The organism is Sphingopyxis sp. GW821-FHT12F08 (genome assembly GCF_058806755.1).
The window spans coordinates 101256-117437 of record NZ_JBXAQA010000007.1 but is presented as its reverse complement, the minus strand read 5'-3'; the positions used below and the strand labels follow the sequence as shown (position 1 = coordinate 117437).

Annotated in this window: 14 protein-coding genes; all 14 read left to right on the top strand. The window is 67.0% G+C overall.

The window, feature by feature from the left end:
* The first annotated feature begins 56 nt into the window (after window positions 1-56).
* The gene (locus AC1RNQ_RS18585; RefSeq protein WP_493173534.1) at window positions 57-1466 is read left to right on the top strand and encodes an O-antigen ligase family protein; all 1410 of its coding nucleotides are present in this window, start codon (window positions 57-59) and stop codon (window positions 1464-1466) included.
* Between the two features lie 105 nt (window positions 1467-1571).
* Complete coding sequence (locus AC1RNQ_RS18580) at window positions 1572-2282, top strand: polysaccharide biosynthesis/export family protein (protein WP_493173532.1); 711 nt, start codon at window positions 1572-1574, stop codon at window positions 2280-2282.
* 26 nt (window positions 2283-2308) lie between these two features.
* On the top strand, window positions 2309-4531 hold the full coding sequence (locus AC1RNQ_RS18575) for a GumC family protein (protein WP_493173530.1): 2223 nt from the start codon (window positions 2309-2311) through the stop codon (window positions 4529-4531).
* Window positions 4524-5777, top strand: coding sequence for a hypothetical protein (locus tag AC1RNQ_RS18570; RefSeq protein WP_493173528.1), 1254 nt, complete (start codon window positions 4524-4526; stop codon window positions 5775-5777). Before AC1RNQ_RS18575 ends, AC1RNQ_RS18570 begins: the two co-directional genes overlap by 8 nt.
* Window positions 5777-6637, top strand: a complete 861-nt coding sequence (locus AC1RNQ_RS18565; RefSeq protein ID WP_493173526.1) for an FkbM family methyltransferase — start codon at window positions 5777-5779, stop codon at window positions 6635-6637. The genes AC1RNQ_RS18570 and AC1RNQ_RS18565 overlap by 1 nt, the downstream gene beginning before the upstream one ends.
* Window positions 6638-6655: 18 nt before the next feature.
* Entirely contained in the window at window positions 6656-7789 is a 1134-nt protein-coding gene (locus AC1RNQ_RS18560) for a glycosyltransferase (protein WP_493173524.1), read from the top strand.
* Complete coding sequence (locus AC1RNQ_RS18555; RefSeq protein WP_493173522.1) at window positions 7786-8802, top strand: CgeB family protein; 1017 nt, start codon at window positions 7786-7788, stop codon at window positions 8800-8802. Before AC1RNQ_RS18560 ends, AC1RNQ_RS18555 begins: the two co-directional genes overlap by 4 nt.
* A 16-nt stretch (window positions 8803-8818) precedes the next feature.
* Window positions 8819-9871 (top strand): glycosyltransferase family 4 protein, encoded by a 1053-nt coding sequence (locus AC1RNQ_RS18550; RefSeq protein ID WP_493173521.1) that lies wholly within the window; start codon window positions 8819-8821, stop codon window positions 9869-9871.
* Complete coding sequence (locus AC1RNQ_RS18545) at window positions 9871-10842, top strand: acyltransferase family protein (RefSeq protein WP_493173519.1); 972 nt, start codon at window positions 9871-9873, stop codon at window positions 10840-10842. Before AC1RNQ_RS18550 ends, AC1RNQ_RS18545 begins: the two co-directional genes overlap by 1 nt.
* Before the next feature lie 94 nt (window positions 10843-10936).
* Entirely contained in the window at window positions 10937-12340 is a 1404-nt protein-coding gene (locus tag AC1RNQ_RS18540; protein WP_493173517.1) for a hypothetical protein, read from the top strand.
* Entirely contained in the window at window positions 12337-13431 is a 1095-nt protein-coding gene (locus AC1RNQ_RS18535) for a glycosyltransferase (protein ID WP_493173515.1), read from the top strand. The genes AC1RNQ_RS18540 and AC1RNQ_RS18535 overlap by 4 nt, the downstream gene beginning before the upstream one ends.
* A gap of 14 nt (window positions 13432-13445) precedes the next feature.
* Window positions 13446-14219 carry a glycosyltransferase family 2 protein gene (locus tag AC1RNQ_RS18530; protein WP_493173513.1) on the top strand — a complete coding sequence of 258 codons (774 nt, stop codon included), beginning with the start codon at window positions 13446-13448 and terminating at the stop codon, window positions 14217-14219.
* The gene (locus tag AC1RNQ_RS18525) at window positions 14219-15166 is read left to right on the top strand and encodes a UDP-glucose 4-epimerase family protein (protein ID WP_493173511.1); all 948 of its coding nucleotides are present in this window, start codon (window positions 14219-14221) and stop codon (window positions 15164-15166) included. Before AC1RNQ_RS18530 ends, AC1RNQ_RS18525 begins: the two co-directional genes overlap by 1 nt.
* Window positions 15163-16149, top strand: coding sequence for an MraY family glycosyltransferase (locus tag AC1RNQ_RS18520; RefSeq protein ID WP_493173509.1), 987 nt, complete (start codon window positions 15163-15165; stop codon window positions 16147-16149). The genes AC1RNQ_RS18525 and AC1RNQ_RS18520 overlap by 4 nt, the downstream gene beginning before the upstream one ends.
* Window positions 16150-16182 lie beyond the last annotated feature (33 nt).

Genomic DNA, 16182 nt, shown 5'->3' with positions numbered 1-16182 from the left:
GCGCTCCCGTCATTTCCTGCCTAAAGCCGCGAGCAATGAAAATAATGGAAGTCTGAATGTCGCGTTCCCGGGAGTCCCTGTTCGACCGCTGGTTTCTGGCGGTTTTCCTGATCGCAATCCTGTTGTTCGGCGGCTCGGCACGGGTCGACGGCGTCGGGCTCGTGATCGTGCGTACGCTCGCGGTGATCGCCATTGCGATCACCCTGCCCGGCTGGTGGGACGAGAGCCGGCGGAGCCGCCTCACTAACCGCTATCGCCCGCTGCTGCTCCTGCTTGCGGCGACCGCGGGGTGGATGCTCGTCCAGCTGATTCCGTTGCCCGCGGGGCTGTGGTCGGCGCTGCCGGGGCATGGCGAGCTCGCGACGCGGATGACCGCGGCGGGGATCGAGATCGGCTGGCGGCCGCTGGCGCTGTCGCCGGGCCGCGCGATCCATTCGCTGCTCGACCTGCTGGTGCCGCTCGCGGTCGTCCTGCTCGTCGGACGCACGTCGGATTCGAGCCTGCGGGCCTTGCCGCTGCGGCTGCTCGCCTTCCTCGCCGTCGCCGCCGTCATGGGCGTGCTGCAGCTGCTCGGCGGCGAAGGCGCGCCCTATTTCCATCGCATCACCAATGTCGGTGCGGCGGTCGGCTTCTTTGCCAACCGCAACCATCATGCGGTGTTTCTCGCGCTCTACTGGCCGCTGCTCCTGTGGTTCATCCACGGCCGCAACGACCGTGCGGGCAGCCATGCCGCGATCCTGCTCGGCGTGCTCGGCGGGGTGGCGGTGATGCTCGCGATCATGGCCACCGGCTCGCGCGCGGGCCTCGCGATCGGCGGCGCGAGCTTCCTCGCGGCCAGCCTGCTGCTCTACCGCATGCGCGGCGCCGCGGTCGGCACCGAGTCGGCGGGCAATATCGTGCGGATCACCCTGCTCGCTTCGATCGTCGGCACGCTCGCCGGCGCGATCGCGATGCTGATCTTCGGCGCGGGCTTCATGGACCGGCTCGACCAAGGCGACGTGATGGCCGATCTGCGCCTTGCGGTGCTGCCGACGCTGAACGCGATGATCTGGCACTATGCGCCCTTCGGCGGCGGCTTCGGCAGCTTCGAGGCCGCGTACAAGATTGCCGAGCCGGTGAACCTGTTGTCGCTTCAATATCTGAACCATGCGCACAACGACTATCTGGAGCTGCTGATCGACGGCGGGCTGCCGGCGCTCGGCTTGCTGATCGGCTGGGGGTTCATCGTCTGGCGCGCGGCCGCACGCGGCTGGCGTGACGAACAGGCGGCGGCGACCGACCGTGTCGGGATTGTCGCCGCGCTGATGATGCTCGCGATCTTCGCGGCGGCCAGCCTCGTCGACTATCCGCTGCGCACCCCTGCGCTCGCAGCGATGGCGACGCTGGCGACGGTGCTGCTCTATCGCCGCCCCGACATTCCCACGGCTCGCCGCAAGGGTCAGCGAAGCGCTGCGGGGTTTCGCTAAGGCGTCGGCGCGGGTGCGACAGGATTGATTTTGCGGTTTCCTTTGCCGGGCGGGCGGGCTAGTCCCTCGCAGGCAGCGGGCAGACAAAAAAGGGAAGATGTTTCGGTGAACTTTCGTTTGGCTATCGCTAGCCTGCTCGCCGCCAGCCTGCTGGCCGGCTGTGGCAGCCGCCCGCAACTCGCGAGCACACCGACGCTCCAGGTCACCGACGGCAATTCGCTGCCCGCGCCGTCGGGCAGCGACCTGGTCGGCGAAACGCGCCCCTATCTGATCGGTCCGTTCGACCGGCTGAGCGTCGACGTCTATGGCGTCCCCGACCTCAGCAAGCAGGTCCAGACCGACGCCGCGGGCATGATCCAGTTGCCGCTGGTCGGCCAGATCAAGGCATCGAACCAGACCAGCGCCGAACTCGCCGAAGCGATCGAGCAAAGGCTCACGCGCTTCGTCCGACGCCCCGACGTCAGCGTCAATGTCACCGAATCGGTGAGCCAGGTGCTCACGGTCGATGGACAGGTGATGCAGCCCGGCCTCTATCCGGTGGTCGGCAAGATGTCGCTGATGCGCGCGGTCGCGCTCGCCAAGGGAACGACCGAGTTCGCCAAGCTCGACGACGTCGTGATCTTTCGCACCGTCGGCGGACAGCGGATGGCGGCACTCTATAATCTGAAGGCGATCCGGGCCGGCATGTACGACGATCCCGAAGTCTTCGCGAACGACGTCGTGGTGGTCGGCGATTCGCCGGCGCGCCGCCTGTTCAAGGACATATTGGCGACGACCCCGCTGCTGGTGTCGCCCCTCGTCGCCCTCATTCGATAGATTTTCAGGAAGTTCGAACCCATTCCATGACCGACGCAACTCCAAAATCCCCGATGTTGCCCGTTCCGGCGAGCCAGACCACAGAGAGCGATCCCGCTCGGCAGGCCGGCGGTTTCGCGACGGCGATGCCGTGGATCCTGCAATATTGGCGCGTCGCGCTGCGCTGGAAATGGGTGATCATCGGAACGATCATCGCCTGCCTGGTCGCCGGCGCCATCTATACGATGCTCGCTGAGCGCATCTATACCGCCACCGCCCGGATCGAGATTTCGCGTACCGAGTCCAAGGTGCTCAACATGACCGGCGTCGAGGCCGAGCGCGGCGGCCGTGTCGAGCAGGAATTCTACCAGACGCAATATAACCTGCTGCGCGCCCGGTCGCAGGCCGAACGCGTGGCGAAGAGCCTGAATCTCGCCCGCGACCCCGCTTATCTCGCCGCTTTCGGCGGCAAGGCGCCGCCGTCGTCGCTGCGCGTGATGTCCAAGGCCGAGCTCGACGCTGCGACGCGGAGCGTCGCCAGCCGCCTGAGCGGCGTCGTCCAGGTCAAGCCGGTCGTCGGATCGGCGCTGGTCGATATTTCGGTATCGACGCCTGACCCCGAGCTGTCGGCGAAAGTCGCGAACAGCTGGGCGGAGAATTTCATCTCCGCCAATCTCGAGCGCCGCTATGATTCGGCGTCCTACGCCCGCCGCTTCCTCGAGGACCAGCTCGGGATCACGAAGCGCAAGATGGAAGAAGCCGAGCGCGAGATGATGAGCTATGCCGAACGGCAGGGCATCCTCACCATTGCGCAGTCGGACAGCGCCGACCCCAAGGCGCCGAGCGTCGAGCGCTCGATCACCGCGACCGACCTCGTTGCGCTCAACGACGCGCTCAACAAGGCGACGATCGAACGTATCGCCACCGAGGGTACGTTGAAGGCCGCGACCGGCCAGGCGTCGGCGACCGCGAGCGGCAGCCCGAGCGTCGCCAACCTGCGCCAGCGCAAGTCGGAGCTGCAGGCCGAATATGCCAAGCTGATGGTCATCTTCCAGCCCGACTATCCGCCGGCACAGGCGCTCGACCGCCAGATCAAGGAAGTCGATCGCGCGATTGCCACCGAGCAGAGCCAGGTCGGCGGATCGAGCATCGCGGCCGCGCGCGCCGCGTATAACGCCGCGGTCTCGCGCGAACAGGAACTGCGCTCGCGCGTCGGCGGCACCCGGACCGACCTGGTCGACGAACGCCGGCGCAGCGTCCAATACGGCATCCTGCAGCGCGAGGTCGATACCAACCGCGAACTCTATGACGGGCTGCTTCAGCGCTACAAGGAAGTCGGCATCGCCGGCGGCGTCGGCACCAACAATGTCGCGATCGTCGATCGCGCGCTGAAACCCGGCGGACCGTCGAGCCCCAAGCTGATGAACAATATGTTCACCGCGCTACTGATCGGCCTTGCGCTTGCCGCGCTGCTCACCGTCATCCTCGCGCAGATCGACACCACGGTCCGCGACCCGGCGGAAGCGCAGGAAGTCACCGAGCTGCCGCTGCTCGGCGTCATTCCCGACACCGACAACGAGCTGGCGATCGAGGAGGTGCGCGACCGCAAGTCGTCGCAGTCGGAAGCCTATCTGTCGGTGCAGACCGCGCTGCGCTTCTCGACCACGCAGGGCGTGCCGCGGTCGCTCATGTGCACCTCGACGCGCAAGGGCGAAGGCAAGTCGACCTCCTCCTATGCGCTGGCGCTGTCGCTCCACCGTATCGGGCGCACCGCGGTCGTCGTCGACTGCGACCTGCGCTCGCCGTCGGTGCACCGCCTGGCGGGGGTCGCCAACGGTGCGGGGACCAGCAACTTCCTGTCGGGCAACAACGACATCATGTCGATGGTTCGCCACGACGAGTCCGACAACCTGCCCTTCATCACCGCGGGGCCGATGCCGCCCAACGCGGCCGAACTGCTGTCGAGCGACCGCATCGTCGACCTGATCGCGGCGCTGTCGCAGCATTTCCAGCATGTCGTGCTCGACGCCCCGCCGGTCCTGGGCCTCGCCGACTCGCCGCTGCTCGCGAGCAAGGTCGAAGGCGTCGTCTATTGCGTCGAGGCCGAGGGTGCGCGCACCAACGCGATCCGCTACTCGCTCGCGCGCCTGCGCGGCGCCGGGGCGACCCTGCTGGGCGTCGTGCTGACCAAGTTCGACGAGAAGCGCGCCTATTACGGCTATGGATATGAATATGGCTATGGCTATGCCGACGCGCAGCCGGGTGAGTAAGGCCGCAGTCGGAGGCAGGAAGATCGGCAGGACGGGGACGCGGCAGGGACCGCGGCTTCCGGCCCGGGGCTTCCTGCTCTACGGTGCGGCGATGTTCCTCCTGTGGCTGTTGGTCACGCTGTTCTCGGCGTCGACGGTCATGGCGGTCTATAATCCCGCGCGCGCGGTGTCGCTGAACCCCTTCAACGCCAGCGCCAAGGCGCAGGTCGCGAACGACATGGTCTATGTCACCGGCGACGCGCGCCAGACGGGCGCGGCGGCCGCGCTGGCGCGCGAGGCGCTGGGCGGCAACGCAACGATCGCCTCGGCATACCGGATGATCGGCCTCGACAATGCGCGCCGCGGCAAGCCGGTGAAGCCCGCGATCATGGCCGCGACCTATCTGACGCGCCGCGACCATGTCGCCAATCTTTGGCTGATCGAGGATGCGGTGAAGCGCGGGCGCATCGACCTGGCGATGACCGACGTCGACGCGTCGCTGCGCACCTCGCTGCGCAGCCAGGCGATGCTGTTCCCCATCCTCGGCAAGGCGATGTCCGAGCCCGACATGCGGCCGCAATTCGCCCGCCTGTTCCGCGCCAACCCCGATTGGCTGCCCAATTTCCTCGGCTATTATATCGGTACCAAGCAGAAGGCCGCGCCGCTGGCGCAGGTCATCCTGCCGATCCGCAAGGATTTGCCGCCGAGTTATGCCGAGCTCGACCGCACGCTGATCGGGATGATGGTGGGCCAGCAGGATTTCGACGCCGCGCGAAACTATGCGCGATCGATCGACAGCAAGGCCGACGGCGACCGGCAGTTGATGCACAACGCCCGCTTCGAGGAAGAGGGGCCCTTCCCGCCGATCGATTGGCATCTGGTCCGCGAATCGGCCTATGGCTCCGACATCGCAAAGGGCGCGAAGGCCAATCGCCTGGTGGTCGTTTCGGACGAGGAACGCCCCAATGTCGTCGCGCGCCAGCTCGTGCAGCTGGCGCCCGGGACCTATCGGCTGAGCGCGAAGGGACGGCTCGTCACCAGCAACGACGATGCATCGGCGGTATGGCAGATCGCCTGCGCCGAAACGGGCGGCACCGGCGTGCTCGCCAGCGTGAAATTTGCGCGCGGCGTGGTGCCGTCGGCGGCCGATTTCACGACCGGAGGCGCGTGCCGCAACTATTGGGTCAGCCTGACCGCCGCTGCGGGCTTTGGTTCGACCTCGTTCCAGGCCGAGTTCCAGCAAGTGCTGCTGCAGCCGGTCGCCTGATGGGCGGCTTCTCGCCGGCGCGGCTCGTCCGCTATGCAATGGCGCATCCGATCGGCGAGCGGCAGCGGCTGCGGACGCTCGCGCGGATCGCGCGCTGGCAGCTCAGAGCACGGCTGATCGGCGGGCCGCGCGTCCATGACTGGGTCGGTGGCAGCCGGCTGGTGGTCGAGCGCGGGATGACCGGCGCGACAGGCAATGTCTATTTCGGGCTGCACGAGTTCGCCGACATGGGCTTCGTATTGCACATGCTGCGCGCGGGCGACCTGTTCGTCGATATCGGCGCCAATATCGGCAGCTTCACCATCCTCGCGGCGAAGGTTTCGGGCGCCGAGGTCATCGCCTTCGAGCCCGACACCAACACCGCCGCCACGCTCGCGCGCAATATCGCCGCGAACGACGTCGGCGCGCGGGTCGCGGTGCACACCAGCGCGCTCGGCGACCGCGAACAGGACTTGTGGTTCACCAGCGGCATGGACACGATCAACCATGTCGCCAACGCCGACACCCCGGGCGCGGTGCGCGTCCATGGCACGACGCTCGACACGGTGCTGGCGGGGCGCGTGCCGCTGCTGATCAAGATCGACGTCGAGGGGCACGAGCCGGCGGTCGTCGCCGGCGCGCAAAGGACGCTGGCATCGCCCGAGCTCAGGGCGGTGGAGGTCGAGACGGTGACGCAGGATGTCGCCGACATGCTGGCCGGGCACGGCTTCGTCCAGCGGCATTATGATCCGTTTACGCGGCGCCTGTCGCAGGCGCCGGTGCATTCGGCGAACAACAGCCTCTACATCCGCGACGAGGCCTTTGTCCTGGAGCGGCTCCAGGATGCCGCACCGGTCGATGTCTACGGGATCGCCGTCTAGGCACCCCGCGCCCGCGACATGAGAATCCTCTATATTCAATATGCCAATCCGGGAGCCTTTCCCGCCGCGATGCGCGCCGGGCGCCTCTGGCGCACCGAAGGGCACGAGGTCCGCTATCTGGGCGTGGATTTTGGCGACGGCGATCCGCTGGCCGTCGCGGGCGACCTTGCCGGCCATTGCGACTGGGTGCCGTTCGGCCGACTGACGCCGCTGCGATTTGCCGCGCGGGCGGTGGCGCTCGTCGGGGGCTGGAAGCCCGACTGGCTCTACATCGCCGATGCGACGGCGGCGCTGACCTGCGCGCCGCTCCGCACATTGCACCGCGGCGGCATCGTCTATCACGAGCATGATTCCCCTGCCCCCGGCGCCTCGCTGCGCAGCCGGATGGAATGGAACGCGCGCAACGCGATGGCGCGCCGCGCGCGGGCCGTCGTGCTGCCGAACAGCGACCGCGCCGCGCTGCTCGCAAAAGAAGCTGGACTGGCGCCCGCCCACGCCCCGATCACCGCGTGGAACACCCCGTGCCGCGACGAAGTCGGCCCGGCGCGCGACGCTGTCGGGAAAGGTCCGGTGCGCGTGGTCTATGCCGGGTCGATCAATATCCAGCGCGTGCCGCTGGCGCTGATCGACGCGCTCGCCGCGGTGCCCAATATCGAGCTGACGCTGATCGGTTACGAGACCGTATCGTCGCGTGGCCATAACGACCGGCTGCGCGCCCATGCCGCCGAGCGGGGCTGCGCCGACCGCTTGCTGATCCGCGACGCGATGCCCTATCACGAGTTACTGCTCGCGCTGCGCGACTACGACGTGACCTTCGCGGCGTTGCCGGCGGACGCCAGCGACGTAAACCTCCGCCATATGGCGGGCGCATCGAACAAGACCTTCGATGCGATCGGCCAGGGGCAGGCGCTGATCGTCGGGCCGGGTCCCGACTGGCACAAGATGTTCGTCGAGCCCGACTTCGCGGTCGCCTGCGACCCCGCCGATGCGGCGTCGATCGCCGACGCCTTCCGCCGCCTGGGTGCCGATCGCAACGCGGTGCGGGCGATGGGCGAAAGCGCGCGCCAGCGGATGCTCGCCGACTGGGCCTATGAGGAGCAGTTTCGCCCGGTCCTGCAGCGTATGACGGTCGGCGCCGGGGGCGAGCGATGAAGATATTGACCCCCGTCAGCGGCAATTTCTGGGCGGTTCCGGATTGCTATCATCGCGGCATGGTCAAGGCCGGTGCCGATGTCGTCACTTACGATGTCGGCGAGGCGCCGGTGTCGCTGATCGGCCGCATGGTGCGGCGCATCCGGCGCGCGCTGGGATCCGAAGCGGCGCAGCAGCTGCTGGCGGCGGTCGATGCGGCGAAGCCCGATGTGCTGATCGTCTTCAAAGGGGTCGATTATCCCCCAGCCCTGCTCCGCAGGATCGCCGCGCGCGGGGTGAAGCTGGTCAATTACTGCTCGGACCATCCCTTTCGCTTTTTCCTCGCGGGCGCGGGCAATGCCAATGTGCGCGACAGCATCCCTGCCTATGACCTGTATGTGACCTACAGCGGCCCGATCGCACGCGAACTGGCGGAGGCCTATCCTTCGCTCGATGTCGCGGTGGTGCCCTTCGGCCATGCGGTCGCGGACGATCTCTACACCGAACTCGCGACCGAGGCCGAGGTGCTGCGCGGCTGCTTCAACGCCAATCCCGACGAGGAACGCGCCGCCGCGATCCGCTTGCTCACCGAGAATGGCGTGGCGATGGACGTGTTCGGCTGGGGCTGGGAGAAATTCGTGAAACCCGGCCCGATGCTGGGGATCTATCCGGTCGAGCGCGATATCGCCATGCTGCGTATCCTGCGGCGCTACCGGTTCCAGCTCAACATGTTCCGCCCGCACAACGAAGGGTCGCACAATTTGCGCAGCTTCGAAGTGCCCGCGGTCGGCGGCATATTGCTGGCCCCCGACAGCTCCGAGCATCGCGAATTTTTCGTCGAAGGGCGCGATGCCTTCTACTTCGCCAATCCCGACGAAATGCTGGCGAAGGCGCAAAATCTTCTGGCGATGCCGGCGACCGAAGCGGACGGCGTCCGTGCCGCGGCGCGGCGGCGTACCCTGGAAATCCGGGCGCATTTCGACGATCGCGCGAGCAGCTTGCTCGCCGAGATCATGAAGCTGTCGGGGCGGTGAGCGCGGGCGATCGCCGATGAAGATACTCCTGCTTCTCAACGAGGATTATCAGGCCGCGAGCGGCATCGCGCAGTATAACCGCAACGTCGCCGACGCCTTGCGCGGGATCGACGGCGCCGAGATGCGGATCGTCTGTCGCGGGCAGCTCTCCGTCGCGGCGGCGGACAAGGCGATCTTCGGGCTGAAGGCCCTCTTCTATTGCCTCGTATGGCGCCCTGACCTGATTTTCGTCGGGCATATCAACCTCGTGCCCCTGGTGATCGAGGCAGCCCGGCGGCTTGCGATTCCCGTGGTCCTGCCCGCGCACGGCATCGAGGTCTGGGACAAGCCCGGCCCTTCGCGACTCCGCGCCACCGAACGGGTGACGGAGATCTGGCCGGTGAGCCGGACGACGCAGGATCGCATGCGGGGCTGGCTGCCCGATGTGCCGATGCATATCATCCACAATTGCGTCGAGCTGTCGGATTTCACGCCCGGGCCGAAACCGGACTATCTGATCGAACGCTATGGGCTGGCCGGCAAGCAGGTGGTGATGACGCTCGCCCGCCTGCCGGGGTGGGACCGCCACAAGGGCATCGACGAGATGATCCAGGCGATGGCGGACCTGAAGCGCAGCCGGCCCGACCTGCGCTACCTTGTCGCGGGCGAGGGTCCCGACAAGCAGCGGCTGATCGACCTTGCCGCGCATTTGGGCGTCGCCGACAGGGTGATTTTTGCCGGATTTATCGAGCGCGGCGAAAAGCTCGATCATTACAGGCTGGCTGACGCGTTCGCTATGCCCAGCCGCGGTGAGGGCTTCGGCATCGTCTTCCTCGAATCGCTGGCCTGCGGGGTGCCTGTGATGGGCAGCCGGCTCGATGGCGGCCGCGACGCGTTGATCGACGGCGAATTGGGGTTGCTCGTCGATCCCGGCGATCGCGCCGCCGTCGCCGCGGGCGTCGAAGCGACGCTGGCCGCGAAGGCACCTCCGCGCGAAGCGCTCGATATATATAACTTCGGTTTCTTCGCTAAAGAGATCGAGCGGGCGATGCGCGCGGTGATTTCGGGTGCTGGCATGGGACGGCGATAGTGGAACGGGCGACGACAGGGGAAAGGCCGGTGCCGCCACCGCGCGCTGCCTGGGTCGATCGCGCCAAGGGCTATGGCATCATCCTGGTCGTCATCGGCCATGTCAGCAGCGTCGACCGCCTGGTCCTCGACATCCTGATCTTTCACATGCCGCTGTTCTTCTTTCTGTCGGGCGTGACCTTCAAACCATTTACCGGCCGGGACCGGGTGCTGGCCAAGGTGCAGGCGATGCTGCTCCCCTATATCGCCTTCGCGCTCCTCGTGACGGCGTGCCTGGCGACGGCCAATCTGGCTTTCAAGCTCGACCTCGTCATCCCGGGCCCATTGCATTTCCTGCTCGGCGGCAATCTTCTGGTGGGAGCCTTCGGAACCTTCTGGTTCCCCACCGCCCTGCTCGCCACCTTGCTGCTCCTCAATCTGGTGGTTCGCTTGTCCGTCCGGCTGCAGGCCGTCGTCCTGGCCGCCATGGCCGGCGCGGCGTTCCTGCTCGGCGATGCGGTCGCCTATAATCCCTATGGCTTGCTGACCGTTGCCATGGCCCTGCCCTTCGCGGCCGCCGGCTACCATGTCGGCCTTGGCCGGTCGCTGGAGCCGGGCTGGAAGACGATCGTCGTGCTTGCGCTGGTGATTGCCGTCTTTTTCCTGCTGGCGCCCCACATCGGACGGGTGGAGTATAAATATCTGCGCTACGGGCCGTTCCCGGCGTCCACCCTTGCCGCCGCCGCCGCGATTTTCGTCACCTGTTGCGTGTCGGCGATTTCGGTTCCCGGCGTCGCCGCTATCGGACGCGCGTCCTTGACGATCATGTACACCCATCTGCTTTTTTTCAGCCTGCTCCAATCCGTGACCAGCTGGCCGGTCATCGTGATCGTGGCGGTGGTCGCAGGGTTCGCCTTGCATCGGCTTTTCGCACGATTTGCCGTGACGCGGCGATTCTTCCTCGGCATGCGCGAAGAGGGTGCCATGCGATGAACGGCGCCCGATTTCCGGCGAGGATCGCGCGGCCGCGGCCGATATGGGATGCGGCGCTCGACAGCCCGCGCATAGCAGGGCAATAGGGCGGCGCATGCTTTTCGAAACCGCAGAATCCACGATTTTGTTCTGGCTGGTGGTCGGCGCCCTCGCCATGATCGCCGTGCTGGTCCACACGATCCGCTCGCCGAAGGGCACGCTCGGCTTTCCTATGGCGATGATGTTCGCACTCGCTGTCATGCACATCGCCGCCGGCGTGCACCTGATCCCCGGCTATTTTCACCAATATGACCCCTATCTCAACGCGATCGGCTACACGCGCGATTCGGTGGCCAAGGGGCTCCAGGCATCGACCATCGGGTTCGTCATGATGGCGCTGGGCATCTGGCTGACGAGCTATTTGAGCGACTATCGCAAGGTCGATTTCGACTTGCAACGGGTTCCGGTGGAGTTTCTCCGCCTCGCCCAGAAAACGGTGCTGCTGATCGGCATGGTGTTCTTCTTCGGCATCACCTTCGTCCCGTCGATTGCGCAGATCCCGACGATCGGCGCGGTGATCGTCAGCGGCAAGAATCTGCTCGTCATCGGTCTCTGCCTGTCGATCCTGCGGCGCGTCTGGCTGAAAGAGGGGATGCAGATGTGGCAGATCGCCGCCATCTCGATCGCGATCCCCATCGCGAACCTGCTCGGCAACGCCATTCTCGCCGACGCGCTTTCGGCGATCATCATCATCGCCTGTTTCTGGCTGGCGGTCGCGGGGCGACATTTCGGGATCGGACGGATCCTCGTCGCGATCGTGCTCTCGGGTTATATCTTCCTCTTTCTGTCGACCAATTATCTGCTCGTCCGCGGTCAGTTTCGCGACGTGGTATGGGAACCGACGTCGACCCTGTCGGAGCGCGTCGACGGGCTCGTCAACGCGATCAGCCAGTTCGGTCCCTTGTCGAGCGACGATCAGAAGCAGCTTTATGTCCTCGATTCGCGCCTCGACCAGAGCATCTTCACGGGCATGGCGATCGAGAAGTTCGACGCGCAGCCCGATACCTATGAAAATGGCGGGACGCTGCTTGCAGGCCTGTTCGCTTTCGTGCCGCGCGCGATCTGGACGAACAAGCCGGTGCGCGGCGGCTCGGCCTTCGTTCGCGAACATACCGGCTATCAGGCGAGCGAGGAAACGACCTTCGGTATCGGGCCCTTCTTCGAATATTACGCCAATTTCGCGATGTTCGGCGTCATCTTCTTCTCGTTCCTGATGGGGATGTTCATTCGCTATCTTGATTTGCGGGCCTTTCGCGCGCTGGCGGACGGGCGCATGAACGAAGCCATCCCGTTGATGTCGGGGCTCGTCGCACTGGTCCAGCCCTTGGCCAATGCGAGCAGTCTCTTTTCGACCTTCTACGCTTCGCTGATCGTCGGCTTCCTGATCGTGAAGTTCATGGAGCGCTATCTGGATATCCAGCTGTTTGCCGAGGACAAGCGCCGGTCGCAGAAAGCATGACCCGGCTGCTCCTGACGAACCCCAGTTTCCAGCTCGAACATGGCGGCCCGGCCTATTCGGTGGGGCGGCTGGCGGGCGCGCTCGGGGCGCTCGGCCATGATGTCACCGTCTGGGCCGCCGATGGCAGCGCCGAGCGCGTGCGCGCGATGGACCCCAGCGGCTCGGTCAGGGTCGCGAGCGGCGCGATCGGCGAGCTGCTGGCAGGCGAGCGCTGGGACGTCGTCCACGACAATGGGCTGTGGCTGCCCTATGGCGCCGCGCTCGCGCGTCATTGCCGCGCGCAGGCGATCCCGCGGCTGCTGAGCGTCAGGGGGATGATGCAGCCCTGGGCGTGGAACCACCGGCGCTGGAAAAAGCGCCTCGCCTGGGCGCTCTACCAGAAACGTGGGGTCGAAAGCGCGGCGCGGTTGCACGCGACCGCCGAGGACGAGGTCGGCAAGATCCGCGAGCGCTATCCCGCGCGCCGGCCGCTGCTGATCGCCAACGGCATCGACATTCCCGACATGGCGCCGCGGACGCCCAAAGCCGAGGGCGAGACGCGCACCGCGCTGTTTCTGGGCCGTATCCATCCGGTCAAGGGGCTGACGATGCTCGTCGATGCCTGGGCGCAGCTCAGGCCCGCGGGCTGGCGGCTACAGCTCGTCGGCCCCGACGAGGACGGCTTCCGCGCGCAGCTCGAAACGCAGATCGCGGCGGCTGGCCTCGCCGAGGGCATCGCCATCGCGGGTCCGGCGAGCGGCGGCGCCAAGCGCGCCTTCTACGACGCGGCGTCGCTGTTTCTGCTGCCGAGCTATACCGAGAATTTCGGCATTTCGGCCGCGGAGGCGCTCGCGCATGGGCTGCCGGTGATCACGACGACGGGCACGCCGTGGCAGGTGCTCGAGACCGAGGGCTGCGGCTGGTGGGTCGCGCCCGAGACCGCAGCGATTGCCACCGCGCTGGCCGAGGCGACCGCGCTGCCCGATCCCCGGCTGGTCGCCATGGGTGCGACGGGCCGGGCATGGGTTGCCGATCACCTGCACTGGCCCGCCATTGCCAAGCAGTTTGCCGATGCCTATGCGGACGCGATGGCCAGTCCTGCGCCGATTTAATTAGGGGATTCTCGGTGGTTGTTCCGGGCGTGCGTTTTTCGATCGTCACCGTCTGCTATAATCCCGGCGAGACGATCGAGGCGTGCCTGCGCTCGGTCGCCGACCAGGGCTATCCGTTTATCGAGCATATCGTGATCGACGGCGCGTCGCCCGACGGCACCGCCGAACGCATCGGCCAGCTGGGCTGGTTCAAGGGCATCCTCGTCTCCGAACCCGACAAGGGCATTTACGACGCGATGAACAAGGGCGCCCTCCGCGCGACCGGCGACTATGTCGGCTTCCTCAACGCCGACGACTGGCTGGCCGATCCCGACGCGATCGCGCGCCTCGCCGAGGCGGCTGCCGCAAATCCCGGCGCCGATGCGGTGCAGGGCGACGTCGTGATCGTCGATCCCGCCAAGCCCAAGCGCCAGCGCTATTATTCGGGCGCGGGCAACTGGCGGCGGCGGCTGCGCTGGGGACAGATGCCGCCGCATCCGGGCTTCTATATGCGCACCGATCTGTTCCGCGAGATGGGCGGTTTCGCGACCGATTACCGCATCGCCGCCGACTATGACCTGATGTTGCGCTTTTTCTGCACCGGCGAACGGCGCGCGGTGCATGTCGCCGCGCCGATCGTGACCATGGCGACCGGCGGGGTGTCGAACCAGGGGCTGCAGAGCCGCCGGATCATCAACCGCGAGATCGGGATCGCGTGCAAGCGCAACGGGGTGCGCACCAATTCGCTGATGATCTGGTCGAAATATCTGACCAAGATCTTCCAATATATACCGCGCCGGGCGGCCTGATGACCGAGCGCACCCTCGTCACCGGGGCGAACGGTTTTGTCGGGGCGGAGATCGTCCGCCAATTGCGTGCGCAGGATGCGGCGGTGCGGCTTGCGGTGCGGTCCGCGACGAGCGCGGGCGACGAGGTGGCGGTCGGCGATATCGGGAAGGAGACCGACTGGAGTGCCGCGCTCTCCGGGGTCGATCGCGTGATCCACTGCGCTGCGCGCGTGCACCAGATGGACGACCGCGCGGCGGACCCGCTCGCAGCCTTCCGCGCGGTCAACCGCGACGGCACCGCGACGCTGGCGCGGCAGGCGGCGGATGCGGGCGTCAAACGCCTCGTCTTCCTGAGCTCGATCAAAGTCAATGGCGAGACCACGAAGGATCGCGCACCCTTTACCGCCGAGGATGCGCCCGATCCGCAGGATCCCTATGGCTTGTCCAAATGGGAAGCCGAACAGGCGCTCCATGCGGTCGCCGCCGAAACGGGGCTCGAAGTCGTCATCGTCCGCCCGCCTTTGGTCTATGGCCCCGGCGTCCGCGCCAATTTTGCGCGCATGGTATCGTGGGTCGCGCGTGGCCGCCCCCTGCCCTTCGGCCTCTGCCGCAACCAGCGCAGTCTGGTGTCGGTGACCAACCTCGCCTCGCTGGCGATCGCCGCGAGCCGGCATCCCGACGCCGCCGACGCCACCTTGCTCGCGAGCGACGGCGAAACGGTGAGCGTGCGCGACCTGCTCGCGCGTATCGGCACCGCTTATGGCCGCCCGGCGCGGCTCCTTCCCGTGCCGCCGGGGCTGCTGCGGCTGGCGGGCAGCCTGACCGGCCAGCGCGCCGCGATCGACCGATTGTGCGACCCGCTGGTCGTCGATGGCGAGCCCGCGCGCCGGCTGCTCGGCTGGCACCCGCCGGTGACGATGGCCGAGACGCTCGCCGAAATGGCGGCGTCGGCGGAGCCCGAGCGATGATCGACACCGGCCTCGCGCTCGCCGCGATCTGCCTGATCGCGACGATCATGCTGCTCAGCCTCTATGTCGACTGGGCGAAGCAGCGGATGGTCGACACGCCGAACGAGCGTAGCGCGCATGCCAAGGCGACCCCGACCGGCGGCGGGCTCGTCTTCCTGTCGGTGTGGGCGGTCGCGCTTGCGGCGGCCGCGCTGCTGATTCCCGGTCAGGACAGCGGTGCGCTGGCACTTGGGCCGGCGGTCGTCTGCCTGATGTGGCTCGGCTGGCTCGACGACCGCACGCCGCTGCCGACGAGCGTTCGTTTCGCGGTGCAATTCGGCTGCGCGGGGCTGTTCCTGCTCCTCTGGCCCTGGCCCGCATTGCCCGAGGGCTGGATCGTGCCGCTGGCGATCGTCGCGCTGCTCTATCTCGTCTATTCGGCGAACATCACCAATTTCATGGACGGGATCGACGGCATCGTTGCGCTCCAGATGCTCGGCTTCGTCGTGGGGGCGCTGCTGATCCTGCCGCAGAATGCGCTGAGCCTGCCGGTCCTGCTGATCGGCGCCGCGGTGTTCGGCTTCTTCCTGTTCAACCGCCCGCCCGCCAAGCTTTTCATGGGCGACAGCGGCAGCGCGCCGCTCGGGCTGTTCGTCGCCGCGGTGACGCTCGCGGTAGCGACGGCGAACTGGCGCTACGGGCTGGCGCTGCTGCTGCTGCAGGGCGTATTCCTGTGCGACAGCGCGGTGACGCTGCTCCGCCGCGCGCTGCGCCGCCGGAATGTGACGCAGGCGCACAGCGAGCACGCCTATCAGCACGCCAAGCGCCGCTGGGGGCATGCGCGGGTCAGCTATGCGCTGTTCGCGATCACCGCGCTCGTGCAGATTCCCGTCGCCTATGCGATCGCCCGGGGCCACCTGCCCTTCTGGGCCGCGGCGATCGACCTCGCGCTACTCGGCCTCGCCGCCTTCGCCTTCCGCGCAGGGACCCCGCGCACCGATTGATCTTTGCCGGAAGCTTGTCCATAGACCTCCCGC

Bases quoted from the DNA above. Each gene is read 5' to 3' on its own strand.
- AC1RNQ_RS18565 (WP_493173526.1), top strand. From the start codon at position 5,777: ATGGGCGGCTTCTCGCCGGCGCGGCTCGTCCGCTATGCAATGGCGCAT.
- AC1RNQ_RS18555 (WP_493173522.1), top strand. From the start codon at position 7,786: ATGAAGATATTGACCCCCGTCAGCGGCAATTTCTGGGCGGTTCCGGAT.
- AC1RNQ_RS18585 (WP_493173534.1), top strand. From the start codon at position 57: ATGTCGCGTTCCCGGGAGTCCCTGTTCGACCGCTGGTTTCTGGCGGTT.
- AC1RNQ_RS18520 (WP_493173509.1), top strand. From the start codon at position 15,163: ATGATCGACACCGGCCTCGCGCTCGCCGCGATCTGCCTGATCGCGACG.
- AC1RNQ_RS18540 (WP_493173517.1), top strand. From the start codon at position 10,937: ATGCTTTTCGAAACCGCAGAATCCACGATTTTGTTCTGGCTGGTGGTC.
- AC1RNQ_RS18560 (WP_493173524.1), top strand. From the start codon at position 6,656: ATGAGAATCCTCTATATTCAATATGCCAATCCGGGAGCCTTTCCCGCC.
- AC1RNQ_RS18535 (WP_493173515.1), top strand. From the start codon at position 12,337: ATGACCCGGCTGCTCCTGACGAACCCCAGTTTCCAGCTCGAACATGGC.
- AC1RNQ_RS18575 (WP_493173530.1), top strand. From the start codon at position 2,309: ATGACCGACGCAACTCCAAAATCCCCGATGTTGCCCGTTCCGGCGAGC.
- AC1RNQ_RS18550 (WP_493173521.1), top strand. From the start codon at position 8,819: ATGAAGATACTCCTGCTTCTCAACGAGGATTATCAGGCCGCGAGCGGC.
- AC1RNQ_RS18525 (WP_493173511.1), top strand. From the start codon at position 14,219: ATGACCGAGCGCACCCTCGTCACCGGGGCGAACGGTTTTGTCGGGGCG.